Annotated in this window: 24 protein-coding genes, 1 tRNA gene and 1 pseudogene; 18 read left to right on the top strand and 8 right to left on the bottom strand. The window is 68.6% G+C overall.

Features of this window, described 5'->3' with window-relative positions; genetic code table 11:
- Nucleotides 1–7: 7 nt before the first annotated feature.
- The 15 genes from rpe (at nt 8) to pyk (ending at nt 17,438) form a co-directional block, all read left to right on the top strand.
- Nucleotides 8–676, top strand: a complete 669-nt coding sequence (gene rpe / locus FPZ11_RS02580; protein ID WP_146318126.1) for a ribulose-phosphate 3-epimerase — start codon at nt 8–10, stop codon at nt 674–676.
- A gap of 169 nt (nt 677–845) precedes the next feature.
- Entirely contained in the window at nt 846–1,109 is a 264-nt protein-coding gene (locus FPZ11_RS02575; protein WP_146318124.1) for a phosphoribosyl-ATP diphosphatase, read from the top strand.
- 69 nt (nt 1,110–1,178) lie between these two features.
- Nucleotides 1,179–2,021, top strand: coding sequence for an ATP phosphoribosyltransferase (hisG, locus tag FPZ11_RS02570; RefSeq protein ID WP_146322645.1), 843 nt, complete (start codon nt 1,179–1,181; stop codon nt 2,019–2,021).
- Nucleotide 2,022: 1 nt separating this feature from the next.
- Nucleotides 2,023–2,787 (top strand): imidazole glycerol phosphate synthase subunit HisF, encoded by a 765-nt coding sequence (gene hisF / locus FPZ11_RS02565; RefSeq protein WP_146318122.1) that lies wholly within the window; start codon nt 2,023–2,025, stop codon nt 2,785–2,787.
- Between the two features lie 59 nt (nt 2,788–2,846).
- Nucleotides 2,847–3,194 (top strand): phosphoribosyl-AMP cyclohydrolase, encoded by a 348-nt coding sequence (gene hisI / locus FPZ11_RS02560; RefSeq protein WP_437438633.1) that lies wholly within the window; start codon nt 2,847–2,849, stop codon nt 3,192–3,194.
- Nucleotides 3,191–4,726 carry an anthranilate synthase component I gene (locus FPZ11_RS02555; RefSeq protein WP_146318121.1) on the top strand — a complete coding sequence of 512 codons (1,536 nt, stop codon included), beginning with the start codon at nt 3,191–3,193 and terminating at the stop codon, nt 4,724–4,726. The genes hisI and FPZ11_RS02555 overlap by 4 nt, the downstream gene beginning before the upstream one ends.
- Nucleotides 4,723–5,415 (top strand): Trp biosynthesis-associated membrane protein, encoded by a 693-nt coding sequence (locus FPZ11_RS02550; protein ID WP_168203716.1) that lies wholly within the window; start codon nt 4,723–4,725, stop codon nt 5,413–5,415. Before FPZ11_RS02555 ends, FPZ11_RS02550 begins: the two co-directional genes overlap by 4 nt.
- Nucleotides 5,416–5,541: 126 nt before the next feature.
- Nucleotides 5,542–5,772 carry a DUF6704 family protein gene (locus tag FPZ11_RS02545; RefSeq protein ID WP_146318119.1) on the top strand — a complete coding sequence of 77 codons (231 nt, stop codon included), beginning with the start codon at nt 5,542–5,544 and terminating at the stop codon, nt 5,770–5,772.
- A gap of 6 nt (nt 5,773–5,778) precedes the next feature.
- Complete coding sequence (gene trpC, locus FPZ11_RS02540) at nt 5,779–6,549, top strand: indole-3-glycerol phosphate synthase TrpC (RefSeq protein WP_146322642.1); 771 nt, start codon at nt 5,779–5,781, stop codon at nt 6,547–6,549.
- A gap of 37 nt (nt 6,550–6,586) precedes the next feature.
- Entirely contained in the window at nt 6,587–7,807 is a 1,221-nt protein-coding gene (gene trpB, locus FPZ11_RS02535) for a tryptophan synthase subunit beta (protein WP_146318117.1), read from the top strand.
- A complete protein-coding gene (gene trpA / locus FPZ11_RS02530; protein WP_146318115.1) occupies nt 7,804–8,604 on the top strand; it encodes a tryptophan synthase subunit alpha in 801 nt (266 codons plus the stop codon). Before trpB ends, trpA begins: the two co-directional genes overlap by 4 nt.
- A 107-nt stretch (nt 8,605–8,711) precedes the next feature.
- A complete protein-coding gene (gene lgt / locus FPZ11_RS02525; RefSeq protein ID WP_146318113.1) occupies nt 8,712–9,713 on the top strand; it encodes a prolipoprotein diacylglyceryl transferase in 1,002 nt (333 codons plus the stop codon).
- A 120-nt stretch (nt 9,714–9,833) separates the two neighbouring features.
- Entirely contained in the window at nt 9,834–14,411 is a 4,578-nt protein-coding gene (gltB, locus tag FPZ11_RS02520; RefSeq protein ID WP_146318111.1) for a glutamate synthase large subunit, read from the top strand.
- A gap of 48 nt (nt 14,412–14,459) precedes the next feature.
- Entirely contained in the window at nt 14,460–15,917 is a 1,458-nt protein-coding gene (locus tag FPZ11_RS02515) for a glutamate synthase subunit beta (protein ID WP_146318109.1), read from the top strand.
- 72 nt (nt 15,918–15,989) lie between these two features.
- The gene (pyk, locus tag FPZ11_RS02510; protein ID WP_146318107.1) at nt 15,990–17,438 is read left to right on the top strand and encodes a pyruvate kinase; all 1,449 of its coding nucleotides are present in this window, start codon (nt 15,990–15,992) and stop codon (nt 17,436–17,438) included.
- Between the two features lie 12 nt (nt 17,439–17,450).
- Here pyk and FPZ11_RS02505 read toward each other — a convergent pair whose 3' ends face one another.
- On the bottom strand, nt 17,451–18,089 hold the full coding sequence (locus FPZ11_RS02505; protein WP_146318105.1) for a phosphoribosyltransferase: 639 nt from the start codon (nt 18,087–18,089) through the stop codon (nt 17,451–17,453).
- Nucleotides 18,090–18,091: 2 nt separating this feature from the next.
- Complete coding sequence (locus FPZ11_RS02500; RefSeq protein WP_146318103.1) at nt 18,092–18,862, bottom strand: SGNH/GDSL hydrolase family protein; 771 nt, start codon at nt 18,860–18,862, stop codon at nt 18,092–18,094.
- 146 nt (nt 18,863–19,008) lie between these two features.
- Between FPZ11_RS02500 and FPZ11_RS02495 the strand changes: the two genes are divergently transcribed.
- Complete coding sequence (locus FPZ11_RS02495; protein ID WP_146318101.1) at nt 19,009–19,383, top strand: hypothetical protein; 375 nt, start codon at nt 19,009–19,011, stop codon at nt 19,381–19,383.
- 60 nt (nt 19,384–19,443) lie between these two features.
- Here the strand turns inward: FPZ11_RS02495 and FPZ11_RS02490 are convergent, their stop codons facing one another.
- Entirely contained in the window at nt 19,444–19,923 is a 480-nt protein-coding gene (locus FPZ11_RS02490) for an ArsR/SmtB family transcription factor (RefSeq protein ID WP_146318099.1), read from the bottom strand.
- Nucleotides 19,924–20,018: 95 nt separating this feature from the next.
- On the opposite strand from FPZ11_RS02490, the pseudogene FPZ11_RS19670 reads away from it, so the two are divergent.
- Nucleotides 20,019–21,230: pseudogene (locus tag FPZ11_RS19670) on the top strand (MFS transporter); the annotation flags it as partial.
- Between the two features lie 113 nt (nt 21,231–21,343).
- Here FPZ11_RS19670 and FPZ11_RS02480 read toward each other — a convergent pair.
- From FPZ11_RS02480 to FPZ11_RS02465, 4 genes are all read right to left on the bottom strand, one after another.
- A complete protein-coding gene (locus tag FPZ11_RS02480) occupies nt 21,344–21,895 on the bottom strand; it encodes an EXPERA domain-containing protein (RefSeq protein WP_146318095.1) in 552 nt (183 codons plus the stop codon).
- A 17-nt stretch (nt 21,896–21,912) separates the two neighbouring features.
- Entirely contained in the window at nt 21,913–22,551 is a 639-nt protein-coding gene (locus FPZ11_RS02475) for a hypothetical protein (RefSeq protein ID WP_146318093.1), read from the bottom strand.
- Nucleotides 22,552–22,627: 76 nt separating this feature from the next.
- Nucleotides 22,628–24,325, bottom strand: coding sequence for an HAD family acid phosphatase (locus FPZ11_RS02470; RefSeq protein WP_246846489.1), 1,698 nt, complete (start codon nt 24,323–24,325; stop codon nt 22,628–22,630).
- Nucleotides 24,326–24,514: 189 nt separating this feature from the next.
- Nucleotides 24,515–24,597 (bottom strand) — tRNA-Leu (locus FPZ11_RS02465).
- Nucleotides 24,598–24,764: 167 nt separating this feature from the next.
- On the opposite strand from FPZ11_RS02465, the gene FPZ11_RS02460 reads away from it, so the two are divergent.
- Nucleotides 24,765–25,367, top strand: a complete 603-nt coding sequence (locus FPZ11_RS02460; protein WP_146318091.1) for an ANTAR domain-containing response regulator — start codon at nt 24,765–24,767, stop codon at nt 25,365–25,367.
- 13 nt (nt 25,368–25,380) lie between these two features.
- Here FPZ11_RS02460 and FPZ11_RS02455 read toward each other — a convergent pair whose 3' ends face one another.
- On the bottom strand, nt 25,381–25,812 hold the full coding sequence (locus FPZ11_RS02455; RefSeq protein ID WP_146318089.1) for a hotdog fold thioesterase: 432 nt from the start codon (nt 25,810–25,812) through the stop codon (nt 25,381–25,383).
- Nucleotides 25,813–25,819: the final 7 nt, after the last annotated feature.

Here is a 25,819-nt window from a genome sequence, read left to right as displayed (position 1 = left end):
GATCAGCATGCCGCGCATCAACCCGAGCATCCTCGCCGCCGACTTCGTCAACATGCAGAGCGAGCTGGACCGCATCGCGACCGCCGACCTCGTGCACGTCGACGTGATGGACAACCACTTCGTGCCGAACCTCACGTTCGGGCCCCAGATGGTGGGGCGCATCCAGGACGTGGCGCGGATTCCGCTCGACGTGCACCTCATGATCGACGATCCTGATCGTTGGGCGCCCGGCTATGCCGAGCTCGGCGCCTACTCCGTGACGTTCCACGCCGAGGCTGCGCACGACCCGGTGGCGCTGGCACGCAGGCTCCGCGAGCTCGGCGCCCGCGCCGGCATCGCGCTCAAGCCGGGAACACCGGTGGAGGCCTGCCTCGAGCTCCTCCCGGAGTTCGACCAGGTGCTGGTCATGACCGTCGAGCCCGGGTTCGGCGGTCAGAGCTTCATGACGGAGACCATGCCGAAGCTGCGCACGCTGCGGGAGGCCGTCGACGCCGCCGGGCTCGACGTGTGGCTTCAGGTGGACGGCGGCATCACGGAGCAGACCATCGTCACCGCAGCGGAGGCCGGAGCCGACACGTTCGTTGCGGGGTCCAGCGTGTTCCGCGCCGCCGATCCCGCCGCCCAGATCGCCCTGCTGCGCGAGACGGCGGCGAAGCACACCCGCAAGCTGCGATAGATGCGATTGAGCCGAGAGCGACGGACGCTCGCGTCCACCGCCGAGGCGATTGAGCATTTGAGGAGCGCAAGCTCCGATAGATGCGATTGAGCCGAGAGCGACGGACGCTCGCGTCCACCGCCGAGGCGATTGAGCATTTGAGGAGCGCAAGCTCCGATAGCCTGAGACCGTGAAAACGTTCGACGAGCTGTTCGCCGAGTTGACCGACAAGGCCGAGACCCGCCCTGAAGGGTCCGGCACCGTGCGCGAACTCGATGCCGGCATCCATGCCATCGGCAAGAAGATCGTCGAAGAGGCCGCCGAGGTGTGGATGGCGGCCGAGTTCCAGAGCGACGACGAAGCCGCGGAGGAGATCTCGCAGCTGCTCTACCACCTGCAGGTGATGATGCTCGCCAAGGGCCTCACCCCGCAGGACGTCTACCGACATCTGTGATGCGTCAGCTGCCGTGACCGGCGCCACCCGACCCGCATGTTCGTAGACGACAAGAAAGACCAGCACACCATGCTGAAGATCGCCGTGCCCAACAAGGGCTCGCTCTCCGAGACCGCCGCCCAGATGCTCGCCGAGGCGGGCTACAACGGCCGCAAAGACCCCAAAGAGCTCATCGTCGCCGACCACGCGAACGACGTCGAGTTCTTCTACCTGCGCCCGCGCGACATCGCCACCTACGTGGGCAGTGGCGCTCTCGACGTGGGAGTCACCGGCCGTGACCTGCTCCTCGACTCCGGCTCTGAAGCCGGCGAGATCGACGAGCTCGGGTTCGCGGCATCCACCTTCCGCTTCGCCGGACCGGCAGGCCGGTTCTCCGAGCTGAAAGAGCTCGAGGGGCTTCGCGTCGCCACGAGCTACGACGGGCTCGTCGGCGACTACCTGCGCGAGGCCGGTGTCTCCGTCACGCTCGTTCGGCTCGACGGCGCGGTGGAGTCCGCGGTGCGACTCGGTGTCGCGGATGCCGTCGCCGACGTCGTCGAGACCGGCTCCACGCTGCGCAAGCAGGGCCTCGAGATCTTCGGACCCGTCATCCTGCAGTCGCAGGCCGTGCTCATCGGCGCGCCGGGCGATCCGGCACCGGGGCTGGCCACGCTGCAGCGGCGCCTGCAGGGCGTGATGGTCGCCAGGCGGTACGTGCTCATCGACTACGACCTGCCGTCGCACCTCATCGAGAAGGCCGTGGCGCTCACGCCGGGCGTCGAGTCTCCGACCATCTCGCCGCTGCGCGACACGGGCTGGGTGGCCGTGCGGGCGATGGTGCCGAAGACGAGCACCAACCGCATCATGGACGACCTGTACGAACTGGGCGCGCGAGCCATCCTGGTCACTCCGATCCACGCTGCGAGGCTCTGACGTGTCGCTCGCGGTGAGGGTCATCCCGTGTCTCGACGTGGCAGGCGGCCGCGTCGTCAAGGGCGTCAACTTCCTGAACCTGCGTGATGCCGGCGACCCGGTCGAGCTCGCCGCGCGCTACTACGAGCAGGGCGCTGACGAGCTCACGTTCCTCGACGTCACCGCCACCGTGGAGGAGCGCGCCACCACGTACGACGTGGTGCGCCGCACCGCCGAGCAGGTGTTCATCCCGCTCACCGTCGGCGGCGGGGTGCGCTCCACCGACGATGTGGCCCGGCTGCTCGGCAGCGGCGCGGACAAGGTCGGCGTGAACAGCGCGGCGATCGCCCGGCCCGAGCTCATCGCCGAGATCGCCGACAGATTCGGCGCCCAGGTGCTCGTGCTCTCGCTCGACGTCAAGCGCTCGCCGCGCACCGAGTCCGGCTTCGTGGTGACGACGCACGGCGGCCGCACGGAGACCGACCTGGATGCCGTCGCCTGGGCCCGTCGCGCCGTCGAGCTCGGTGCAGGCGAACTGCTCGTCAACTCGATCGACGCCGACGGCACGAAGCAGGGCTTCGACCTCGAGCTCGTGCGTCTGATGCGCGAGAACAGCACGGTTCCCGTGATCGCCTCCGGGGGAGCTGGCGCCGTCGGCGACTTCACGCCCGCCGTGGCGGCCGGCGCCGACGCGGTGCTCGCGGCGAGTGTGTTCCACGATGGACTGATGACGATCGGCGAGGTCAAGCAGGCGCTGGCCGACACCGGGGTGGAGGTGCGAAGGTGAGCGGCGATGACGAGGCCGTGGCGCGCGCGGGCGGGCTGACGCGCGAGGCTGCGGCGGGCATCCTCGAGCGGGTTCGCTTCGATGAGAAGGGTCTGCTCACCACGGTCGTCCAGCAGTGGGACAGCAAAGAGGTGCTCATGGTGGGCTGGATGGACCGTGAGGCGTTCCTGCGCACCATGACGGAGGGCCGCGTGACCTTCTGGTCGCGGTCGCGTCAGGAGTACTGGCGCAAGGGCGACACGTCGGGCCACGTGCAGTACGTGCGCGGAGCGGCGCTGGACTGCGACGGCGACACCCTGCTGATCAGGGTGGAGCAGATCGGCGCCGCCTGTCACACCGGCACCCGCACCTGCTTCGACACCGACCGGCTCGACCCCGTCGTGATCGACCTGGCGGAGCGCTCGTGAGCGCCTCGACGACCAGGGCTCAGTTCGACGAGCTGCTGGAGACGAGACGGGTCATCCCGGTCGTGCGCGAGCTCTTCGCCGACGGTGAGACTCCCGTCGGCATCTACCGCAAGCTGGCGAACGGAGCCCCTGGAACCTTCCTTCTCGAGTCCGCGGAGCAGGGCGGCATCTTCTCGCGCTACTCGTTCGTGGGCATCGCGGCCTTCGGCGTGCTCACCCAGCGCGGCGACGACTCCGTCTGGCTCGACTACGGCGTCGACGCACAGCGGGCGTTCGGCGAGGATGCCGCGGCCCGCCTCGACGAGACCCCCTCCCTCGAGCTTCTCGCGCGTCTCTACGAGCGCTGGCGTTCCGAACCCGTGCCAGGTCTTCCCCCGCTGACCGGTGGGCTCGTCGGGTTCATCGGCTGGGAGGCCGTTCGCCAGCTGGAGCGGCTGCCCGACCAGCCGCCGGCCGAATTCGATGTTCCCGACCAGGCGCTGTGCTTCGTCTCCGACCTGGTGGCTGTCGATCACCGTTTCGGCACCGTGCAGCTCATCGCGAACGTGCTCGCCGACGGAACCGACGACACCGAGGCGCTGTGGACCGCCGCCCAGACGCGGCTCGACAACATGCAGGACGGCCTGTCCCGCCCCGCCGACGCCCATCTTGCGCTGGCCGACTTCACCGTCGCGCCCGCCGCGGTCTCCCGCACGAAGCGCGAGGACTTCCTGAAGTCCGTCGACGTCGCCAAGGAGCGCATCAGGGCGGGCGACATCTTCCAGGTCGTCATCTCGCAGCGCTTCGAGCTGCCGACCACGGCCGACCCGCTCGACGTGTACCGCGTGCTGCGCAGCCTGAACCCCAGCCCGTACATGTACCTGTTGCAGCTCGAGCGGGCGAACGGCGAGCCGTACACCGTCGTCGGATCCTCGCCGGAGGCGCTCGTGAAGGTGCAGGAGCGGCGCGCGTACACGCATCCGATCGCGGGCTCCCGGCCGAGGGGCGCCACGCCGGAAGAAGACGCAGAGCTCGAGTCGGAGCTGCTCGCCGACGCGAAGGAACGCGCGGAGCACCTCATGCTCGTCGATCTCGCCCGCAACGATCTCTCGCGGGTCTGCGTCGCCGGTTCGGTCGAGGTGACCGAGTTCATGCGCGTCGAGCGCTTCAGCCACATCATGCACATCGTCTCGTCGGTCGAGGGCGACCTGCGCGACGACGCGACAGCGATCGACGTCTTCCGCTCCACGTTCCCGGCCGGCACGCTCTCCGGAGCGCCGAAGCCGCGCGCGCTGGAGATCATCGACGAGCTCGAGCCCGCCCAGCGCGGTGTCTACGGGGGAGTGGTCGGCTACTTCGGCTTCGGGGGCGACGCCGACCTGGCCATCGCCATCCGCACCGCAACGATCATGGACGGCGTCGCCAGAGTGCAGGCCGGCGGCGGTCTCGTCGCCGACTCGGTTCCGGTGGGCGAGTTCATCGAATCGCAGAACAAGGCCGCCGCGCCGTTGCGCGCCGTGGCCATCGCCGAGGCCATGGAACGCGTGGTGTGACAGTGAAAGTCTCCTCAGAAACCTCCCGCCGGCTCAAGTACGGCGCCATCCTGCTCGCCGTGATCGCGAGCGCGCTCGTGCTCACGGCATCCACGCAGACCTGGTACACGTTGCACCTCACGGCGACGTCGGGCCACGCAGGCACTCTCACCGTCGCCGGATCGGCGGCGGCACCCGCTGTCGCTGCGCTGTCGCTCGCAGGCGTCGCGTTCGGCGCGGCCCTCGCGCTGGCCGGACGCATCCTGCGCTACGTGCTCGCCGTGCTCGGCCTCGTGCTGAGCGCGAGCATCATCGGGTCGACGGCCTCGGCCATCGGCGACCCGATCGGCTCGGGCATCACCGTCGTCACGAACGCAACGGGCGTGGCGGGGGATGCCAGCGTGCGGGCCATCATCGCCCGTGCCGACGCGACGGCCTGGCCGGCGCTCGCCCTCGCCGGCGGCATCGCACTGCTCCTCGCCACGGTGCTCGTCGTCGCGACAGGACATCTGTGGCCGGTCTCCTCCCGGCGCTACGGCGCGACAGAGGATGCCTCGTCCGACAAGCACGCAGAACCCTCCGACGACGACGACGAGCACCTTTCGGCGGCCGACCAGCGCGCCCGTGCCCGTGACGCGGCCATCGGGGACTGGGACGAGTTGAGCCGTGGAGACGACCCCACGGCTGCCGAGTCCGACGACGACGCGTAGTGCGACCCGCGACCGAGCCGAGCGCCGCGCGAGTCCACTCGCATGGCCGAGGCGACCGAGCGTCTGAGCCGCCGCCAGGCGGCGATAGAATGATCACCATCCCGACCACCACACCGAAAGAGAGTCATGAGCGCTGAATCCTCGGACCCGGGCCACGGTCACTCGCCGGCGGCATGGACGGCCGTCGTCATCATGCTGATCGGCGTCATCGCAGGCACGATCGCGTTCTGGTTCGAGCAGCCGTGGATCGTCGTCGCTTGCGGCGTGGTCGTCGTGATCGGCCCGATCGTCGGCGCGATCATGGCGAAGGCGGGCTACGGGGTCAACGGCCCCAAGTACCAGCCGAAGGGTCACTGAGGCTTGCTGCTCGCTGAACTCGTCGGCGGGGCCGTTGCCGATGCCGACGCCCGCGCCGCCGAGCTTCCGCTCGACGCCGTGATCGCGGCTGCCGCCGACGCGCCGCCGGCGCTCGACGCGTTGCGTGCGCTCGCCCCTGCAGATCGCGTCAAGGTGATCGCGGAGGTGAAGCGGGCGAGTCCGTCGCGCGGCCGACTCGCGGACATCCCCGATCCGGCGGCGCTGGCATCCCTCTACGAGGCCGGCGGCGCCAGCGCGATCAGCGTGCTGACCGAGCAACGGCGCTTCCTCGGATCGCTCGACGATCTGCGCGCCGTGCGCGCCGCCGTCGGCATCCCGGTTCTGCGCAAGGACTTCATCGCGCAGCCGTACCAGGTGTACGAGGCCAGGGCGGCGGGAGCCGACATCGTGCTGCTCATCGTCGCTGCGCTCGACCAGCCGACGCTCGAGTCACTGCACGCCCTCACGCTCTCACTCGGCATGACGGCGCTCGTCGAGACCCACTCGGCAGACGAGGTCGCTCGGGCCGTCGACGCCGGTGCTGCGCTCATCGGCGTCAACGCGCGCAACCTCGACACGTTCGAGCTCGACCGCGACCTCTTCGGCACGCTGGCGGACCGCATTCCGACCGGCGTCATCCGTGTCGCGGAATCCGCAGTGCTCGGCCCCGACGACGTCGCCCACTACCGTGCCTCAGGCGCCGACGTCGTGCTCGTCGGCGAGGCGCTCGTCACGTCAGACCCGACGGCCAGGCTCGCAGAGTTCCTCTCCGTCTGATTCCATCAACGCCTTCCATCACCCCAGGGAAGTGACCATGGCCCTACGAGACCAGATCGGCCCCGACTTCGGCGACTACGGCGGCAGATACATGCCCGAGTCGCTCATCGCCACGCTCGACGAGCTGTCGGCCGAATACGAGGCGGCTCAGCAGGACCCCTCCTTCGCCGCCGAGCTCGCCCGACTGCACGCCACGTACACCGGGCGTCCCTCGATCGTCACCGAGGTGCCGCGGTTCGCCGAGCACGCGGGCGGCGCGCGCATCATCCTCAAGCGCGAAGACCTCAATCACACCGGTTCGCACAAGATCAACAACGTGCTCGGGCAGGCGCTGCTCGTGAAGCGCCTGGGCAAGACGCGGCTGATCGCCGAGACCGGGGCGGGCCAGCACGGCGTCGCCACGGCGACAGCCGCCGCACTGTTCGGCATGTCGTGCACCATCTACATGGGCGAGGTCGACACCAAGCGCCAGGCGCTCAACGTGGCACGCATGCGCCTGCTGGGCGCCGAGGTCATCCCCGTGAAGACCGGGTCGCGCACGCTGAAGGATGCCATCAACGAGGCCTTCAGAGACTGGGTCGCCAACGCCGACACCACGCACTACCTGCTCGGCACCGTCAACGGACCGCACCCGTTCCCCACGATGGTGCGCAACTTCCACAAGGTGATCGGAGAAGAGGCACGGCAACAGGTCCTCGAGCTCACCGGCCGGCTCCCGGATGCCGTCGCGGCCTGCGTCGGCGGCGGATCCAACGCGATCGGCATCTTCCACGCGTTCCTCGACGACGCCGACGTGAAGCTGTACGGCTTCGAACCCGGCGGCCACGGCATCGCCAGCGGCAAGCACGGCGCGACCCTCAGCGAGGGCACCCCCGGCATCCTGCACGGCACCAAGACCTACGTGCTGCAAGACGAAGACGGGCAGACCATGGAGTCGCACTCCATCTCCGCCGGGCTCGACTACCCGGGCGTCGGACCCGAGCACGCCTGGCTGCGCGACATCGGCCGGGCGAGCTACCAGCCGATCACCGACGACGAGGCGATGCAGGCGTTCCGGCTGCTCTGCCGCACCGAGGGCATCCTGCCCGCCATCGAGTCGTCGCACGCCCTCGCCGGCGCCATCAAGCTCGGCAAGGAGCTGGGGCCGGATGCCGTCATCCTGGTGAACCTCTCGGGGCGCGGCGACAAAGACGTCGAGACCGCAGGAGCCTACTTCGGCCTGCTCGGCGACGAGTCGCAGAACGGAGCCGGCGCATGAGCGGAACCACGGCCATCGCCCACGTCGACGCCAGGATCGCCGAGGCGGGCGAACGGCGTCGCGGCGCCCTCGTCGGCTATCTGCCCGTCGGGTTCCCCGACCTGAAGACGAGCATCGACGCCGCTGTCGCACTGGCGGAGAACGGCGCAGACGTGCTCGAGCTCGGCCTGCCGTACTCCGACCCGGTCATGGACGGCCCCGTCATCCAGGCCGCGACACAGCGAGCGCTTCAGGAGGGCTTCCGCGTTCGCGACGTCTTCACCGCGGTGCGCGAGATCCGCGCCCGGGTCGACGTGCCCGCGCTCGTGATGACGTACTGGAACCCCATCGTGCAGTTCGGAGTCGACAGGTTCGCCGACGAGCTCGCCGCAGCGGGCGGGTCGGGTCTCATCACCCCCGACATCACTCCGGATTCGGCGGCCGAGTGGATCACGGCGAGCGATCGCTCCGGCCTCGACCGGGTGTTCCTCGCCGCACCGACCTCGAGCGACGAGCGGCTGCGCATGGCGGCAGAGTCGTCGCGCGGGTTCGTGTACGCGGTATCCACCATGGGCATCACGGGCGAGCGCAAAGACGTGGATGCCGCGGCCCGCACCCTCGTTCCCCGGCTCAGAGACGCCGGAGCGCAGACGGTGTGCGTCGGCATCGGCATCTCCACGGGAGACCAGGTGCGGGAGGTGCTCGACTACGCGGACGGCGCGATCGTCGGGTCGGCACTCGTGCACGCGCTGGCCGACGGGGGAGTGGCGGGCGTCGCCGCGACGGCATCCGCGCTGGCCTCCGGCACCGCGAAGTGACGTTCAGCGCACGGCGGACCTCCTAAACTAGGGTGGCCGAGGCGCCGCCCCCATCAGGCATGTAAGACGGATGGCGCTCGCCGTCCGAACGAAAGGGAACCCGACAGGTGATCGCACCGCTCAGCATTCCGAGCCCGCCGCTGTCCTGGCAGTCGATCCCGATCGACCTGTTCGGGTTGCATTGGGACATCCGCACCTACGCCCTGATCATCCTGGTCGGCATCATCATCTGCACGATCTGGACCTCGAGGCGCCTCACCAAGCGCGGCGGAGAGCCCGGCGTCGTCATCGACTTCCTGATCTGGGCCGTCGTGCTCGGCCTGATCGGCGCGCGCCTCTACCACGTCTTCACGCACCCGCACGACTACTTCTACCCTGGCGCGAACCTCTGGAATGTGTTCGCGATCTGGGAGGGCGGCAACGCCATCTTCGGCTCGCTCCTGGGCGGCGCGCTCGGCGTGTTCATCGCGAGCAAGCAGACCGGTGTGCGGTTCCTCTCCTTCGCGGATGCCGTGGCCCCCGGCCTCCTGCTCGCGCAGGCGATCGGCCGTCTCGGCAACTACGTGAACCACGAGCTCTACGGTCTGCCGACCAATCTGCCGTGGGGACTGCAGATCGAGAGCACGAACACCGCCTACCCGACGGGTCTGCCCTCGGGCACGCTGTTCCAGCCGCTGTTCCTCTACGAGATCATCTGGAACGTCGTCGGCGTCATCGTGCTGCTCGCCCTGGAGAAGAAGCTGCACTGGCGCTGGGGCAAGATGTTCGCCGGCTACCTCATGTGGTACGGCCTCGGCCGAAGCTATCTGGAGTCCATCCGCATCGACCCGAGCGAGTACTCCTTCCTCGGCATCCCGTTCAACGTCTGGGCGGCGATCCTCGCGTTCGTGCTGGGGCTCGTGCTCTTCATCGTGCAGTCCCGCAGGCACCCGGGGCTCGAGCTCAGCGTGTACCTGCCCGGCCGCGAATGGAACCGGTCCGAGCCTGCGGTAGACTCGTTCGACACCGATTCCGATGACGAGGACAACGACGAAGACGACGCCTCGGAGACTCTCGAATCGACACAGGCCGATGCGGCAGCCACAAGCTCTGCGGCCGAGTCCCGGTAGTACGACGAACCCGGTAACACGCACTCGCGTGTGAGTCCCGCCACGAGGCGTGTCGCACGCGAACCTACCCCGCCCACGGGCCGATGTCGTCCCGCACCCCTTGATGTGAGGACGGTATCCATGGCGCCCACACCCCTCTACTCCCGGTTCAGTTCCGTCCCGGCCGCCCAGGGTCTCTACGACCCCGGGGCCGAACGTGACGCCTGTGGCCTGGCGATGGTGGCGACCCTGCGCGGCACGGCAGGTCACGACATCATCGACCTCGCCCTGAACGCCCTGCGCAACCTCGAGCACCGCGGCGCCGTCGGCTCCGACGCCGGCACGGGCGACGGGGCGGGCATCCTGACCCAGATCCCCGACGCGTTCCTGCGGGCCGTCGTCGACTTCGACCTGCCCGCGTCGGGCCGGTACGCGGTCGGCAACGTGTTCCTGCCGCTCGAGGACGCCGAGCGAGCGAGCGTGAAGGACGCCATCGAACGCATCGCCGGCGAGGAGGGCCTCAGGCTGCTCGGCTGGCGCGACGTGCCCGTCAGCCCCGACGAGATCGGCACCCTTGCCCGTGCGGCGATGCCAGCGATCGAGCAGCTCTACGTCGACACCGCTCGCACGGCCGAGAACGGCTCCCCGCTCTCCGGCATCGGGCTCGACCGTCTCACGTTCCGCCTGCGCAAGCGGGTCGAGCGCGAGCTCGACGTCTACTTCGCGTCGTTGTCGAGCCGCACGCTGGTCTACAAGGGCATGGTCACCACGCTGCAGCTGGAGCCGTTCTACCCCGACCTGTCCGACGAGCGCTTCGCGTCCCGCCTCGCCCTCGTGCACTCGCGCTACTCGACGAACACCTTCCCTTCGTGGCCGCTCGCCCAGCCGTTCCGGATGATCGCGCACAACGGCGAGATCAACACGGTGCAGGGCAACCGCAACTGGATGATGGCGCGCCAGACCCAGCTGCACAGCGACCTGCTCGGCAACCTGCGTCCGCTCTATCCGATCGTCACGGAGGGCGCCAGCGACTCGGCGTCCTTCGACGAGGTGGTGGAGCTCCTCACGCTCGCCGGCCGCTCGCTGCCGCACGCCATCATGATGATGGTTCCGGAGGCGTGGGAGAAGCAGACCGAGATCGACCCGGCGCGCCGCGCGTTCTACGAGTACCACTCGATGCTCATGGAGCCGTGGGACGGCCCCGCCGCCCTGGTCTTCACCGACGGCTCGCTCGTCGGTGCCACGCTCGACCGCAATGGCCTGCGCCCCGGTCGCTACCTGGTCACCGACGACGGCCTCGTCGTGCTCGGCAGCGAGACCGGCGTGCTCGACATCGAGCCGAGCCGCATCGTGCGCAAGGGGCGACTGCGCCCGGGCAAGATGTTCCTCGTCGACACGGTCGAGGGCCGTCTGATCGAAGACGACGAGATCAAGTCGTCGCTGGCCTCCGCCGAGCCGTACGGCGAGTGGCTGGATGCCGGACGCATCAACCTGAAGGACCTCCCGGAGCGCGAGCACATCGTGCACACCCCCGCGTCGGTCACCCGCCGCCAGCGCACCTTCGGCTACACCGAAGAGGAGGTGCGCATCCTGCTCGCGCCCATGGCGAAGAACGGCGCGGAGCCGATCGGTGCGATGGGCTCCGACACCCCGATCGCCGTGCTCTCACAGCGCCCGCGGCTGCTGTTCGACTACTTCACGCAGCAGTTCGCCCAGGTCACGAACCCTCCGCTCGACTCCATCCGCGAAGAGGTCGTCACTTCGCTGAGCCTCGGGCTCGGCCCGGAGCGCAACCTGCTCGAGCCCGGCCCCGAGCACACGCAGCAGGTGGTGCTCGACTTCCCGGTCATCGACAACGACGAGCTGGCGAAGATCCAGCACATCGACCCGAGGCCGGGACAGCACACCACGGTCACCATCCACGGCCTCTACCGCTTCGACGCGGGCGAGGATGCCATGGAGCAGCGCCTCGAGGCGATGTGCGACGAGGTCAGCCAGGCCATCGCCGACGGCGCGAAGTTCATCGTGCTGAGCGACCGCGACTCCAACAAGGACCTGGCGCCGATCCCGTCGCTGCTCATGCTCTCCGCTGTGCACCACCACCTGATCCGCACGGAGAACCGGCTCAAGGTCGGCATCGTCGTGGAGGCGGGCGACGTGCGCGAGGTGCACCACGTCGCGCTGCTCATCGGCTACGGCGCGAGCGCCGTCAACCCGTACCTGGCGATGGAGACGTGCGAGGACCTCGTGCGCAGTGGCATGATCACCGGCATCACGGGTGAGAAGGCCGTCAAGAACCTGATCAAGGCGCTCGGCAAGGGAGTGCTCAAGATCATGTCCAAGATGGGCATCTCCACGGTGTCGTCGTATGCCGGCGCGCAGGCGTTCGAGGCGGTCGGCCTCGCCCAGCCTCTCGTCGACAAGTACTTCACCGGCACGAACTCCAAGCTCGGCGGCGTCGGCATCGACGTGATCTCCGCCGAGAATCTCGCACGCCACCTCTCCGCCTACCCGGAGGAAGGCGCCGTGCTCGCGCACGAGCGCATGGCCACCGGCGGCGAGTACCAGTGGCGCCGCGACGGCGCACCGCACCTTTTCAACCCCGACACGGTGTTCCGTCTGCAGCACTCGACGCGCACCCGCCGGTTCGACATCTTCCGCGAGTACACGAAGCTCATCAACGACCAGGCGGAGCAGCTCATGACGCTGCGCGGCATGTTCACGATGCGCACCGGCATCCTGCCCCCTGTGCCGCTCGACGAGGTCGAGTCGGTGTCCTCGATCGTGAAGCGCTTCTCGACGGGTGCGATGAGCTACGGCTCCATCTCCCGCGAGGCGCACGAGAACCTCGCGATCGCGATGAACCGGCTCGGCGCCAAGTCGAACACCGGCGAGGGCGGCGAAGACGTCGACCGCCTTCTCGACCCGGAGCGACGCAGCGCGATCAAGCAGGTGGCATCCGGTCGGTTCGGCGTCACGAGCATGTACCTCACGCACGCCACCGATCTGCAGATCAAGCTCGCCCAGGGTGCGAAGCCGGGAGAGGGCGGTCAGCTGCCGCCCGCGAAGGTGTACCCGTGGGTGGCCCGCACCCGCCACGCGACGGCGGGCGTCGGACTCATCTCGCCGCCGCCGCATCACGACATCTACTCGATCGAAGACCTCAAACAGCTCATCTACGACCTCAAGCGCGCGAACCCGCAGGCCCGCGTGCACGTCAAGCTCGTCAGCGAGACGGGCATCGGCGCGGTCGCGGCTGGCACGGCGAAGGCCCTGGCCGATGTCATCCTGGTCTCCGGACACGACGGCGGCACGGGCGCGAGCCCTCTGAACTCCCTCAAGCACGCCGGTACGCCGTGGGAGCTCGGTCTCGCCGAGACGCAGCAGACGCTCATGCTCAACGGCATGCGGGACCGCGTCGTCGTGCAGGTCGACGGACAGCTGAAGACCGGTCGCGACGTCGTGATCGGCGCGCTGCTCGGCGCCGAGGAGTTCGGCTTCGCCACCGCTCCGCTCATCGTCTCCGGCTGCATCATGATGCGCGTGTGCCACCTCGACACCTGCCCGGTGGGCGTGGCCACTCAGAACCCGGTGCTGCGCAGCAGGTTCACCGGAAAGCCGGAGTTCGTCGTCAACTTCTTCGAGTTCATCGCGGAGGAGGTGCGCGAGTACCTCGCGGCCCTCGGGTTCCGCAGCATCGAGGAGGCCGTCGGCCACGTCGAACTGCTCGACGTCGACCGAGCGATCGAGCACTGGAAGGCATCGGGACTCGACCTCGCGCCCGTTCTCCAAGGCCCCGAATTTCCCGAGGATGCCCCGCGCCGCAACCAGCGCACCCAGAATCACGAGCTCGAGAAGCACTTCGACAACGCACTCATCGTGCAGGCGGCCGACGTGCTCGAGAACGGCGGGCACATCGAGCTGTCGTTGCCCATCCGCAATACCGAACGCGCCGTCGGCACGCTCCTCGGCCACGAGGTCACGGTGCGGCACGGCGAGCACGGCCTCCCCGAGGGATCGATCGACATCACGCTGACCGGTTCGGCCGGCCAGTCGTTCGGCGCCTTCCTGCCCGGCGGCATCACACTGCGACTGGAGGGCGACTCCAACGACTACGTGGGCAAGGGCCTCTCCGGCGGCCGCATCGTGGTGCGGCCCGACCGATCGAGCGTGTTCCCGGCCGAGCGCAATGTCGTCGCCGGCAACGTCATCGGCTACGGCGCCACGCAGGGCAGCATGTTCATCCGGGGCATCGTCGGTGAACGCTTCCTGGTGCGCAACTCCGGCGCCACGGCAGTGGTCGAGGGCGTCGGAGACCACGCCCTCGAGTACATGACGGGCGGCCTCGCCCTCATCCTGGGCAGCACGGGCCGCAACCTCGGTGCCGGCATGTCGGGTGGAACGGCCTACGTGCTCGACCTGCGGGAAGACCGTGTGAACCGCGAGGCGCTTGCGGCAGGGGAGCTCACGCTGTCCGCTCTGGGCAGCGGGGACGTGGAGATCGTGCGCGATCTGCTCGAACGGCACGTCGCGGAGACCGACTCTGCGGTGGCCAAGGGGCTGCTGTCCGATCTCGAAGCGGCATCCGCACGCTTCACCAAGGTTCTGCCGCGCGATTACGCCGCGGTGCTCGAAACCCGCAAGAACGCCGTCGACGAGGGACTCGACCCCGACGGCGATGTCGTGTGGAACCGCATTCTGGAGGTGACCGGCGGATGAAGCTGTCTGACCCGAAGGGCTTCCCCGCCCATCACAGAGGAGTGTCTCGTGGCTGACCCGAAGGGCTTTCTGAAGGTCACGGAGCGCGAGCTGCCCAAGCGGCGGCCGGTGTCCGTGCGTCTGATGGACTGGAAAGAGGTCTACGAAGCCGGCGACCCCGCCCAGCTTCGACGGCAGGCCGGGCGCTGCATGGACTGCGGCGTTCCGTTCTGTCACCAGGGATGCCCGCTGGGCAACCTCATTCCGGAGTGGAACGACCTCATGTGGCGCGGCGAAGGCCGACAGGCCATCGAGCGCTTGCACGCCACGAACAACTTCCCGGAGTTCACCGGGCGGCTGTGCCCGGCGCCGTGCGAGGACTCGTGCGTGCTCGGCATCAGCCAGCCTCCCGTCACGATCAAGCAGATCGAGCACGACATCATCGACCAGGCGTGGGCGAACGGCTGGGTGCAGCCGCACCCGCCGCAGCGCCTTACCGGCAAGACGGTCGCCGTCGTCGGCTCGGGACCTGCAGGTCTCGCGGCCGCGCAGCAGCTCACTCGCGCCGGTCACACGGTGGCCGTGTACGAGCGCGACGATCGCATCGGCGGTCTGCTGCGCTACGGCATCCCCGACTTCAAGCTCGAGAAGAAGACCATCGAGTCCCGACTCGCGCAGATGACGGCGGAGGGCACCCGGTTCCGCGCCGGCGTGAACATCGGAGTCGACATCAGCTGGGCGGACCTTCGGGCACGCTACGACGCGGTGATCATCGCGACCGGCGCCATGGTGCCCCGCGACCTGCCCATCCCCGGCCGGGATCTCGCGGGCGTGCACCACGCCATGGAGTACCTCGTCGAGCAGAACCGCGTCGGCGCAGGCGACTCGGTGCCCACCCAGATCTCCGCGGAGGGCAAGCACGTCGTGGTGCTCGGCGGCGGCGACACCGGCGCCGACTGCATCGGCACGGCGCACAGGCAGCGCGCGGCATCCGTGACCAACCTCGCGATCGGCCGCCGCCCACCGGGGGAGCGTCCCGAGCATCAGCCGTGGCCCACCACCCCGACGCTGTTCGAGGTGCAGACCTCGCACGAGGAGGGCGGCAAGCGGGAGTTCCTCGCTTCCACCGTCGAGTTCGTCGGCAACGAGGTGGGCGAGGTCGTCGCGTTGCGCGTGGCGGAGACGGAATACCTCGACGGACGCCGCGTGCCGATGGCGGGCACCGAGCGAGAGATCCCTGCCGACCTCGTTCTTCTGGCGTTGGGCTTCACCGGCGCCGAGCAGGACACGCTGGCACCGCAGTTCGGCCTTGCGTTCGACGAGCGCGGCAACGTCTCGCGAGACGGCGACTACCAGACGGAGGAGCCCGGCGTGTTCGTGGCAGGCGACGCCGGTCGCGGCCAATCGCTCATCGTCTGGGCCATCGCAGAGGGCAGGGCTGCAGCGGCGGCCGTCGACCGGTATCTTGAAGGAGAGACCCAGCTCCCGTCGCCCGTACGGCCGACCGATCGCGGGATCTCGATCTAGCACCCGTGAGCCCCGGGCCGTACGGCCCGATCGGACACGTGCGCGCACAAACCCAGGAGTACGAAGAAAAGCATGAGACGAGCCAAGATCGTCGCCACGCTGGGCCCCGCAACGTCCAGCTATGAGAACATCCGCGCCATCATCGATGCCGGCGTCGACGTCGCCCGCATGAACCTCAGCCACGGCAGCTACGACGTGCACGAGGCGGTCTACGCCAACGTGCGTCGCGCTGCGGATGACTCGGGCCGGGCCGTCGCCGTCATGGTCGACCTGCAGGGTCCCAAGATCCGCCTCGGCAAGTTCGAGGGCGGACCGTACGATCTCGCCGAGGGCGACATCTTCACCATCACGACCGAGGACATCCTCGGCACCAAGGAGATCTCCTCGACCACGTTCAAGGGGCTCCCGCAGGATGTGAAGGCGGGCGACCCGCTGCTGATCGACGACGGCAAGGTCACGCTGCGCGTGCTCGAGGTCGACGGTCCGCGCGTGAAGACCCAGGTGGTCGTGCCTGGCCCGGTCTCGAACAACAAGGGCATCAACCTGCCGGGTGTCGCCGTCAACGTGCCAGCGCTCAGCGAGAAGGACGAGGCCGACCTGCGCTGGGGCCTCAAGCTCGGCGCCGACTACATCGCGCTGTCGTTCGTGCGCAACGCCTCGGACATCGATCGCGTGCACGAGATCATGGACGAGGAGGGCCGCCGCGTTCCCGTCATCGCCAAGATCGAGAAGCCGCAGGCGGTCGACTCGCTCGAGGAGATCGTCGACGCGTTCGACGCCATCATGGTGGCCCGCGGCGACCTCGGCGTCGAGCTGCCTCTCGAGGCGGTGCCCATCGTGCAGAAGCGCGCCGTGGAGATCGCCCGCCGCATGGCCAAGCCCGTCATCGTGGCGACCCAGGTGCTCGAGTCGATGATCACGAGCCCGCGGCCGACGCGCGCGGAGGCGTCCGACTGCGCCAACGCCGTGCTCGACGGCACCGACGCCGTCATGCTCTCCGGCGAGACCAGCGTCGGCGAGTTCCCGGTGGTGACGGTGCAGACGATGGCCCGCATCATCGACTCCACCGAGGAGCACGGCCTCGACCGCATCCAGCCGCTGGGCACCAAGCCCCGCACCCAGGGCGGCGCGATCACGCTCGCCGCGGCCGAGATCGCCGACTTCGTCGACGCGAAGTACCTCTGCGTGTTCACCGAGTCGGGTGACTCCGCCAGGCGCATGTCGCGTCTGCGCTCGAAGATCCCCATGAAGGCATTCACGACCAGTGAGGGCATCCGCCGTCGCCTGTCGCTCACCTGGGGCATCGAGGCGTTCCTCGTCGACCGCGTCACGCACACCGACCAGATGATGGGCCAGGTGGACGACGTGCTGATCGGCCAGGGCCTCGCAGAGGTCGGCGACAAGGTCGTCGTGATCTCCGGTTCCCCTCCCGGAATCTCCGGCTCGACCAACGACGTGCGCGTGCACGTCGTCGGCGATGTGCACAACGAGGCGGCTCCCGCTTACGCGGCGTTGAAGTAGCCGACCCCGTCGTCAGTCCGGCGATTCCGTGAGGAGTCGCCGGACTTCGTCGTCTGTGGTCTGCGTGAAATCGTGGTACCACTGGCCGATCGCGAAGAAGCCGCGCGGGCGTGCGACGCACACGAACTCGTCGGCGTCGACGCCGGGCTGCGGTTCCCAGTCCGGCGGTGCGACCGGCACCGCGAGCACGACGGATGCCGCACCCTCCGCACGCGCGACGGCGCACGCGGCGCGCGCCGTCGCTCCCGTCGCCAGGCCGTCGTCCACGATGACGGCCGTTCTCCCCGCCAAGGAAAGGGGCGCGCGACCCTGCCGGTACGTGCGCACCCGGCGTTCGAGCTCGCGCTGCTCGCGCGCCTCGATCCTCTCGAGGTCGTCGGCCGTCACGCCCATCGCGCGGATCATGCCGTCGTCGAGCACCCGCACGCCCTCGCCGATCGCACCCATCGCGACCTCCTCGTTGCGCGGCAGCCCCAGTTTGCGCACGAGGATCACGTCCAACCGGGCGCCGAGCGACTGCGCGACGGGGTGCGCGACGGGTACGCCGCCCCGCGGAACACCGAGGACGATGGGGGAGTGCCAGCCGTCTCGACGCGGCAGGCAGTCGGCGGCGAGTCGGCGGCCGGCATCCGCTCGGTCCTCGAAGATCATGGCTAGAACACGATCTGGGGATCCACGGGTGTGAGCTCGGCGAGCTTGGCGACGCGTCCGTCTCCCGACGAGCGCCCGGTGAGACGTCGGCCGATCCACGGCAGAACGTACTCCCGGTAGTAGGCCGGCGACGGCGCCCGTCGGCCGAGCGGGCTCTGGGCCGCGACCTCGTCCACCTGCCACGCGACGGGCACGGGCACGCCCAGCGCGGTCAGCACGTTCGAGGCCACACGAGCGTGACCGAACGCGTTGAGATGCAGGCGGTCGACCGACCAGTAGCGCAGGTCGCGCAGGCCCGCGTCGGCGAAGTTGTCCACGAAGGTCACTCCGTGCTCCGGGATGGTCGCACGCACCCGGTCGGCGAGTTCGTCGCCTCTGCGCTGCATCGTGCGGCCGCCAGGGAGGTTGTCGCTCGGGTTCGCGCCGCTGAGCAGCAGAACGTGGATGCCCGCATCCACCGCCTTCGACACCGCCACCGACGTCTGCGCCGCGACGTCGTCTATCGAGACCTTCGGCCGCATGATGTCGTTGCCGCCTCCGTTGATGCTCAGCAGCTGCGGGTGCAGGGTGAGCGCGGCATCCAGCTGCTCGCCGACGATCGGGGCGAGCTTGCGGCCGCGGATCGCGAGGTTGGCGTACAGCACGGGCTCGTCGGCCGCCGCCGCGAGCCCCGCTGCGACGAGGTCCGCCCAGCCGCGCACCCGTCCGTCGGGCAGAACGTCGCCGACGCCCTCCGTGAAGCTGTCCCCGATGGCGACGTAGCTCGTGTACATGCCTCCAACGGTATCCGTACGGTACGGGCTGCGTCGGATCGCGGCGGCCCCCGAAGCGGCGATATCATCGAGAGGGCCATCGGCCCACAGCTTCTCGCTCTCCCGCCGTTCGCGGGAGGGACCATCACCGTCGGAAGGACTACACGATGATCGCTCGGCCGCCGAAGGGTGAACTCGACAAGCGCATCGCCGGTGCCGTGTTCGTGCTGTTCTGGCTCGTCGCCATCGCAGCCTGGATCGTGGCGGGCGTCGCGCTCGGCGATGCCGGTGCATGGCAGCCGTTCATCGTCGACGTCGGAATCGTGATCGCGAGCATCGGTTTCGCCGCTCCCTTCCTCGCCACGGTCAAGGGCTTCGGCCTGGCGTTGTTGTTCGGCCTCATCGCCGTCGCCGGGTTCGCTCTCGGCGACTTCGCGCACCTCGTGCCGCTGGTGTACTTCCTGCGCATCGCCGTGCCGTTCTTCGCGATCGTGATCGCACCGACCTTCAAGCTGGTGAACGGCGTCAAGATCTTCGCCTGACGTCGATCGGCTGAACCCCGCGTCGCCCCTCGGTCGCGCGGGGTTCGTGCTGTCCGGGGTTCAGGCGGAGCGGTCGGGGTGGACGGCCACGAAGACCGAGATCGCATCGCCATCGGGCGACGACGGCCGGTCCTTGAACTCGACGAGCAGCTCCTGCAGGCGCTGCAACAGTTCCTTCGCGTCGTCCTGCGTGACCTTGAGCCCGAGCCGGATGATGCCCAGATCGTCAGGGGCGACCTCGGCCGCCTCGTCGAGGAACGTCTGCACGAGGATCGGTCCGATCCCGGGCACCGGCGTGTCCCACGACCGCTGCGTGGCGAGATAGGGCACCTCGCGGGCGCCGCGGGCGCCCTTGCGGGGTGCCTGCGCCGCCAGGAAGCCCGTGTTCACCAGGGTGCGCACGTGGTGCAGGGTGCTGCCCGGGTTCATGCCGAGAGTCTGCGCGATCTCCTTGTTGGTGCGCGGCTCGTGCAGGCAGATCCGCAGGATGCGCAGTCTCAGCGGCGAGGCGAGGGCGCGCGCCTCGGCAGTCATGCTCATGCACCCACGGTAGTCGGGGCATCCATTCGCGTCGGCGTCAACGGGGTCGCGGTTAAGTGATTGACGATTCCCAATCACTGACGCAGAATGAGGGGATGACCGGCCCGAGCACGCCCGATGCCTCCTCCGATGCCGCGCCCCCGGCCGCAGAGAGCCTCGTGGCCGCGCCGTCGCTGAACCGGTACCCGGCCTTCCTCACGCTCTGGGCGGGGGAGACCGTGAGCGAGTTCGGAGCGACGCTCTCCGGACTGGCCATCCCCGTGCTCGCGATCACGATGCTCGGCGCGACCGAGTGGCAGGTCGGCGTGCTGAACGCCGCCCAGCAAGCGGCATTCCTCGTCATCGGTCTGCCTGTCGGCGCCTGGGTCGACCGCATGCGCAAGCGCAGGGTGATGATCGCCGCCGACCTCGTGCGCGCCGTCGCGCTGGCGCTGATCCCCGCGCTCTGGATGCTCGGCGCCCTGCAGATCTGGCACGTCTACGTGATCGCCGTGGTGGTGGGCGGAGCGACGGTGTTCTTCGACGTCGGATACCAGAGCTTCGTGCCCGTGCTCGTGAGGTCCGATCAGATCGGCGGTGCCAACGCCAGGCTGCAGGCGACGGCGCAGATCTCGCAGGTGGCCGGGCCCGCAGCGGCCGGTGGACTGCTCGCCTTGCTCACGGCGCCGTTCGTGCTGGCGTGCACCGCGATCGGCTACATCGTCTCGTTCCTCTGCCTGCTCTTCGTGCCCGACCGGGAGACGAGGCCGGATCGCACGGAGGGCCGCTCGCTGTGGCGCGAGATCGGCGAGGGCCTCGGCTTCATCTGGGGTCAGCGGCTCATCTGGCGCATCACCATGACCACGGCCGCGGCGAACTTCACCGGGGCGATCACCGTCACGCTGCTCTCCGTGCTCGTGCTGCGCAGTCTCGGGCTGACGCCCGCGGTGTACGGGCTTCTCATGTCGTGCGCGTCGGTCGGCGGCATCCTCGGGGCCGTCGCCGCGCCGTGGCTCACCAGGCGCATCGGCGAGGGCACGATCATTCCGGTCGCGGCGGTCGTGGGCAGCGTGGCGGGGCTCTTCATCCCGCTGGCGTCGGTGCTGCCAGGCGCGGCCATCCCGTTGCTCATCGTCGGCGAGTTCGCGAACACGTTCGCCGCCCTCGTCTACAACATCGCTCAGGTGAGCTTCCGGCAGCGGGTGTGCCCACCACGCCTGCTCGGCCGCATGAACGCCTCCATCCGCTGCATCGTCTGGGGCGTGATGCCGCTCGGCGCGCTGCTGGCCGGGGCGCTGGGACAGCTGATCGGCATCCCCGCCACCATGTGGATCGGCGGAGTGCTCGGCCTCGCGTACTGCACCATCGTGGTGTTCTCGCCGCTGAGGGGGGATGCGCACACTCCCGTCGGGGCCGGAAGCACACGACGAGGGCTCGGGGGTCAGAACCTCCGTGTGAAGGGCAACGGCTTGCGCATGCGGATGAGCAGCAGCAGCGGGAACACGATGTACGGCAGGTTGAAGGCCAGGAACACGGCGGGATTCGGGGTGCGTTCGGCGGCCGAGCCGAAGAACTCGACGCCGAAGATCGGGATGCCGGTGAGCGAGATGATCATCGTGGCGTAGATGACGCTGGGCAGCTGGATCCAGTTCCATTTGCGCAGGATCGCGATGATGAGCAGCACGTAGAACGCCACGTAGACGAAAGCCGACGTGCCGCTGATGAACCGCAGCCACACCGGATGCGACTGGTACAGCGGGTCGAAGTTCGACGCGTACCAGTAGTTCCACTGCACGAGGAGGTTGGGGGAGTCCTTCACCTGATCGAGACCGAGCCCCTCGACCGAGTCGCTGATGATGCAGGTGACGATGAACACCGCGAAGATCACCAGGAAGACGATGTCGAACGGTCGCTTGGAGAGCGGCAGGTTCGCCGGCTTCTGCGCGACGACGGGCGCGGCATCCGGTGCCGCAGATGTGGGGGCCTCTGACATGGTGTGCAGACTATCGCTCATCGTCGGGGCGCCGGCAGGTCGATGTTCCAGTGGCGCGACACGTTGATGAAGAGCTCCTCGTCTCCCGGATGCTCGGCCGGTCCCTTCGACACGCTGAACCGCGTGATCACGCGTTGCGACCCCTCTGCGTCGCCGTAGAGCACGTCGACGAGCACGTACTCGCCGTTGGCGACGTGGTCGACGACCTCTCGGTAGGCGTCGGACTGTGCATCGCGGATCGCCACCTGCACGAACCCGACGTAGCTGGTCGAGACGTAGATGTCGCGGGTGAGCCGATGGAAGTCCTCGGGGGCGGCCGGCGCGTCGCGCGGCGAGGCCGCGATGCTCCACCCGTGCAGCACGGCCAGCCCGGAACCGACGTTGCGCACGGAGAGCACGAGGGCGACCGCCTGCTCGTCGATCGTCATGGTCGCACGTCCACCCTTGACCACCAGCCATCGGCCGTCGATGAAGTGCACCTTCTGTGTCTCGTCGCCGAAGTTCGACGGCAGCAGAAGCGGACGGAGCCCCTCCATGAGCGCCCGCTCGGCGAACCGCGCCGACCTGGTGGCGGAACGCGTCGCGGAGAACGTCGCGATGGCCAGCACGAGGGTGCCGATGGCGGTTCCGAAATCGGCGATGACAGCCCAGTCCATGCGTTCTCCTTCGTGTCGGCGCCGGGAGCACAGCAGTGGCCCGGCGCCGACACGACGCCGGGCCACCCTCCAATGCCTACGGCAGGTAATAGGTGGGGTTCGGCAACTTGACCGTACGGTCGGCGTGGCCGCCGATCAAGTCGCTGAACTGGTCGCCGAAGTTCGCCACGATGTCATAGCGGCCACCAGAGGCAGACTCGATGTGCGCCCTGGTCTGCGACTTGTACTCGATCGTGGTGCAGCTGGCAGCGGCGCAGCGGATGTACGACGGCTGCTGCGAGGCACCGACTCCGGTCCACTTCGTGTAGTAGATCGCGGAGGTGAAGCCCACGTAGCCGTCATTCGCCAGGTTGCCCAGCGTGGCGGCCTTCTGATCGTCGTTACGACCCGTGAGCCCGATCACCGTGCACCCGGCGGCCCTCACCGCCTTTTCGAGGGCGACCATGCCGGGGACGGCGGGGAACTTCTCGCCCTGCACCCAGACATCCTGCTCTGTCGGGTTGTAGTTGAAGTGCATGTCGCCGACCTCCATGTCGTAGGTCCACAACGTGGTGTCATCGGCATCGAACACGACGGCGGGGTTGCGGTGCTGCCGCTTCTCCACGGCGCACGTCGCGGCGACCGACCGGGCCTGCTGCGCGACGATGCGGTTCATCTCACTGATGTACGGCGAGCTGGTCTTGTTCGCGATGCCGGTGCCCGGATCGCCGTAATACGTCGCGATCGTGCTCTTCACCGAGTCGATGTTCGGGATGCCCTCACCGCCCTGCGTGAGACCGCTCGAGCCGTCCGCCTTCATCGTGAAGTGAGTGCGCGGAGCCAAGCGCGGCTCGGAGACGCCGGGAAGATCCGGCGACGGCAGGTAGTAGGTCGGGTTGGGAAGCTTGAGGATGCTGTCGGCGAAGCCGCCCTGCAGGTCGGACCACTGGTCGCCCACGTTGAGCGTGATCGTGTATCCGAGGTCTTTCTCGATGTGCTTGCGGGTGAGCGCCTTGAACTCGACGGTGGTGCAGCTGCTCGTCGCGCACCGGATGTACGACGGCTGCTGCGACGCGCCCTTGCCCGTCCACTTCGTGTAGAAGTCGTTCGCCGTGAACGCGGTGTATCCGTCGTTCGCGAGGTTGCCGAGGGTGGCGGACTTCTGGTCGTCGTTGCGGCCGGTGAGCCCGAAGACGGTGTAGCCGATGGCCTTGGCCTTGTTGACGAAGGCGACCATGCCGGGGACGGCGGGGAACTTCTCACCCTGCACCCAGACATCCTGCTCTGTCGGGTTGTAGTTGAAGTGCATGTCGCCGACCTCCATGTCATAGGTCCACAACGTGGTGTCATCGGCGTCGAACACGATCGCGGGCTTCTCGTGCCGTCTGATCGCCTTGTCGTAGGCCGGCTTCAGCTGCTGAGTCGCCCTGGCGATGATCGACGTCATCTCGCTGATGTACGGCGATCTCGTCGTGTTCGCAATGCCTGTTCCCGGGTCGCCGTAATAGGTGGCGATCGTCTTCTTGACGACGTCGATGTTCGGGATGCCGTCACCGCCCTGCGTGCGTCCGCTCGAGCCGTCGGGCGCCATCGTGAACTGGGTGCGGGGTGCCAGCTGTGCCGGTGCAGGATGCCCGTTCCCGCCGCCCGGGCCACCCGACCACGCCTGCGCGCCGGTTGCGCCCACGAGGGTCAGTCCGACCGCCAGTGCCGCCGTCGCGCCGAGCGCGGCAACGGCTCTGCGCCGACCCGGTCCACGAGTCTCGAGCTGTTTCGACGTCGAACGTCGCATCATCGCGTCCACCTCTCGTCCACCCCCGATCGGGGGCCGTTGTCGATACCGAGAATCAACTTAGGAGAGGCACAGAAGGCACGTAAGAGTGCACGCGGCAATGTGCTCATGCGAGCACGACGGCACGCAGAAGAGAAGGAGAGAGGCCCGGCCGTCGAAGCTTCCCGCTTCGTCGGCCGGGCCTCGATCAGGTGCCGGTGGTGGGACTCGAACCCACACGCCCTTTCGGACAAAGCATTTTGAGTGCTCCGCGTCTGCCATTCCGCCACACCGGCGTGCGAACGCCGGGGTCCACCATATCGCGCCTGTGGCGCTCATCGGCTCAATCGGTTCGGCCACCCGAGCGAGCTCGGCCGGCTCTCACCTCAATCGCAGAGATCGCGCCTGCGGCACGCCTCCTGCAATCAGTGTGCCCGGCCCGCATACCGTAGGCTTGACGTTCGTGACCGACACTGAGAACACCGCTGCACCCCGTCGAGTGGTCGTCGCGGAAGACGAATCGCTGATCCGCCTCGACATCGTCGAGATCCTTCGCGACAACGGGTTCGAGGTCGTCGGTGAGGCCGGAGACGGCGAGACCGCCGTCGCGCTCGCCACCGAGCTGCGCCCCGACCTCGTCATCATGGACGTGCGTATGCCGCAGCTCGACGGCATCGAGGCCGCCAAGCGGCTCTCCGACGGACACATCGCTCCCGTCGTGCTGCTCACCGCGTTCAGCCAGAAGGAGCTCGTCGACCGCGCGAGCGACGCCGGCGCGCTCGCCTATGTCGTCAAGCCGTTCACGCCGAACGACCTGCTGCCCGCGATCGAGATCGCCCTGGCCCGTTACCAGCAGATCATCGCCCTCGAGGCCGAGGTCGCCGACCTCAACGAGCGCTTCGAGACGCGCAAGCTCGTCGACAGGGCCAAGGGCCTGCTGAACGAGAAGATGGGTCTCTCGGAGCCCGAGGCGTTCCGCTGGATCCAGAAGGCATCCATGGACCGCCGCCTCACCATGCACGATGTCGCGAAGGCGATCATCGACCAGCTCGCGCCGAAGAAGTAGCCGGCGGACCGCGTTACGCGCGGTCCTTGATGAGGTTCGTGATGCGGATCGTCGAGCAGCGTCTGCCCTGCTCGTCGGTGATCGCGATCTCGTGGGTCGTCAGCGTGCGTCCCAGGTGAACGGGCGTGCACACGCCCGTGACGATCCCGCTCGTGGCCGAGCGGGTATGCGTGGCGTTGATCTCGATGCCGACGGCGAGTCGACCCTCACCCGCCCACAGGTTGGCCGACATCGATCCGAGGCTCTCACCGAGCACGACGTACGCGCCGCCGTGCAGCAGGCCGGCCGGCTGGGTGTTGCCGTCGACAGGCATCGTGGCCACGGCGCGGTCGAGCGTGAACTCCACCATCTCGATGCCCATCTTCGCCGCGAGGGCGCCCATTCCGCGCTCTCTGACATAGGCCAGGGCATCCGTCGTCGAGGTCGCGTCACCGGTGTCGGACATGGTTCTC

The sequence above is a fragment of the Humibacter ginsenosidimutans genome (assembly GCF_007859675.1).
In the GTDB taxonomy this organism is placed as follows: Bacteria; Actinomycetota; Actinomycetes; order Actinomycetales; family Microbacteriaceae; genus Humibacter; species Humibacter ginsenosidimutans.
The sequence above is the reverse complement of the archived record's forward strand: the minus strand, read 5'-3'. Positions and strand labels throughout refer to the sequence as shown.

Coding starts and splice junctions, on each gene's coding strand:
- FPZ11_RS02480 (WP_146318095.1), bottom strand. CDS start 21,895: ATGTCAGAGGCCCCCACATCTGCGGCACCGGATGCCGCGCCCGTCGTC.
- FPZ11_RS02475 (WP_146318093.1), bottom strand. CDS start 22,551: ATGGACTGGGCTGTCATCGCCGATTTCGGAACCGCCATCGGCACCCTC.
- hisG (WP_146322645.1), top strand. CDS start 1,179: ATGCTGAAGATCGCCGTGCCCAACAAGGGCTCGCTCTCCGAGACCGCC.
- FPZ11_RS02490 (WP_146318099.1), bottom strand. CDS start 19,923: ATGAGCATGACTGCCGAGGCGCGCGCCCTCGCCTCGCCGCTGAGACTG.
- FPZ11_RS02500 (WP_146318103.1), bottom strand. CDS start 18,862: ATGTACACGAGCTACGTCGCCATCGGGGACAGCTTCACGGAGGGCGTC.
- FPZ11_RS02455 (WP_146318089.1), bottom strand. CDS start 25,812: ATGTCCGACACCGGTGACGCGACCTCGACGACGGATGCCCTGGCCTAT.
- FPZ11_RS02470 (WP_246846489.1), bottom strand. CDS start 24,325: ATGATGCGACGTTCGACGTCGAAACAGCTCGAGACTCGTGGACCGGGT.
- FPZ11_RS02545 (WP_146318119.1), top strand. CDS start 5,542: ATGAGCGCTGAATCCTCGGACCCGGGCCACGGTCACTCGCCGGCGGCA.
- trpB (WP_146318117.1), top strand. CDS start 6,587: ATGGCCCTACGAGACCAGATCGGCCCCGACTTCGGCGACTACGGCGGC.
- pyk (WP_146318107.1), top strand. CDS start 15,990: ATGAGACGAGCCAAGATCGTCGCCACGCTGGGCCCCGCAACGTCCAGC.
- FPZ11_RS02505 (WP_146318105.1), bottom strand. CDS start 18,089: ATGATCTTCGAGGACCGAGCGGATGCCGGCCGCCGACTCGCCGCCGAC.
- FPZ11_RS02495 (WP_146318101.1), top strand. CDS start 19,009: ATGATCGCTCGGCCGCCGAAGGGTGAACTCGACAAGCGCATCGCCGGT.
- rpe (WP_146318126.1), top strand. CDS start 8: ATGCCGCGCATCAACCCGAGCATCCTCGCCGCCGACTTCGTCAACATG.
- gltB (WP_146318111.1), top strand. CDS start 9,834: ATGGCGCCCACACCCCTCTACTCCCGGTTCAGTTCCGTCCCGGCCGCC.
- trpA (WP_146318115.1), top strand. CDS start 7,804: ATGAGCGGAACCACGGCCATCGCCCACGTCGACGCCAGGATCGCCGAG.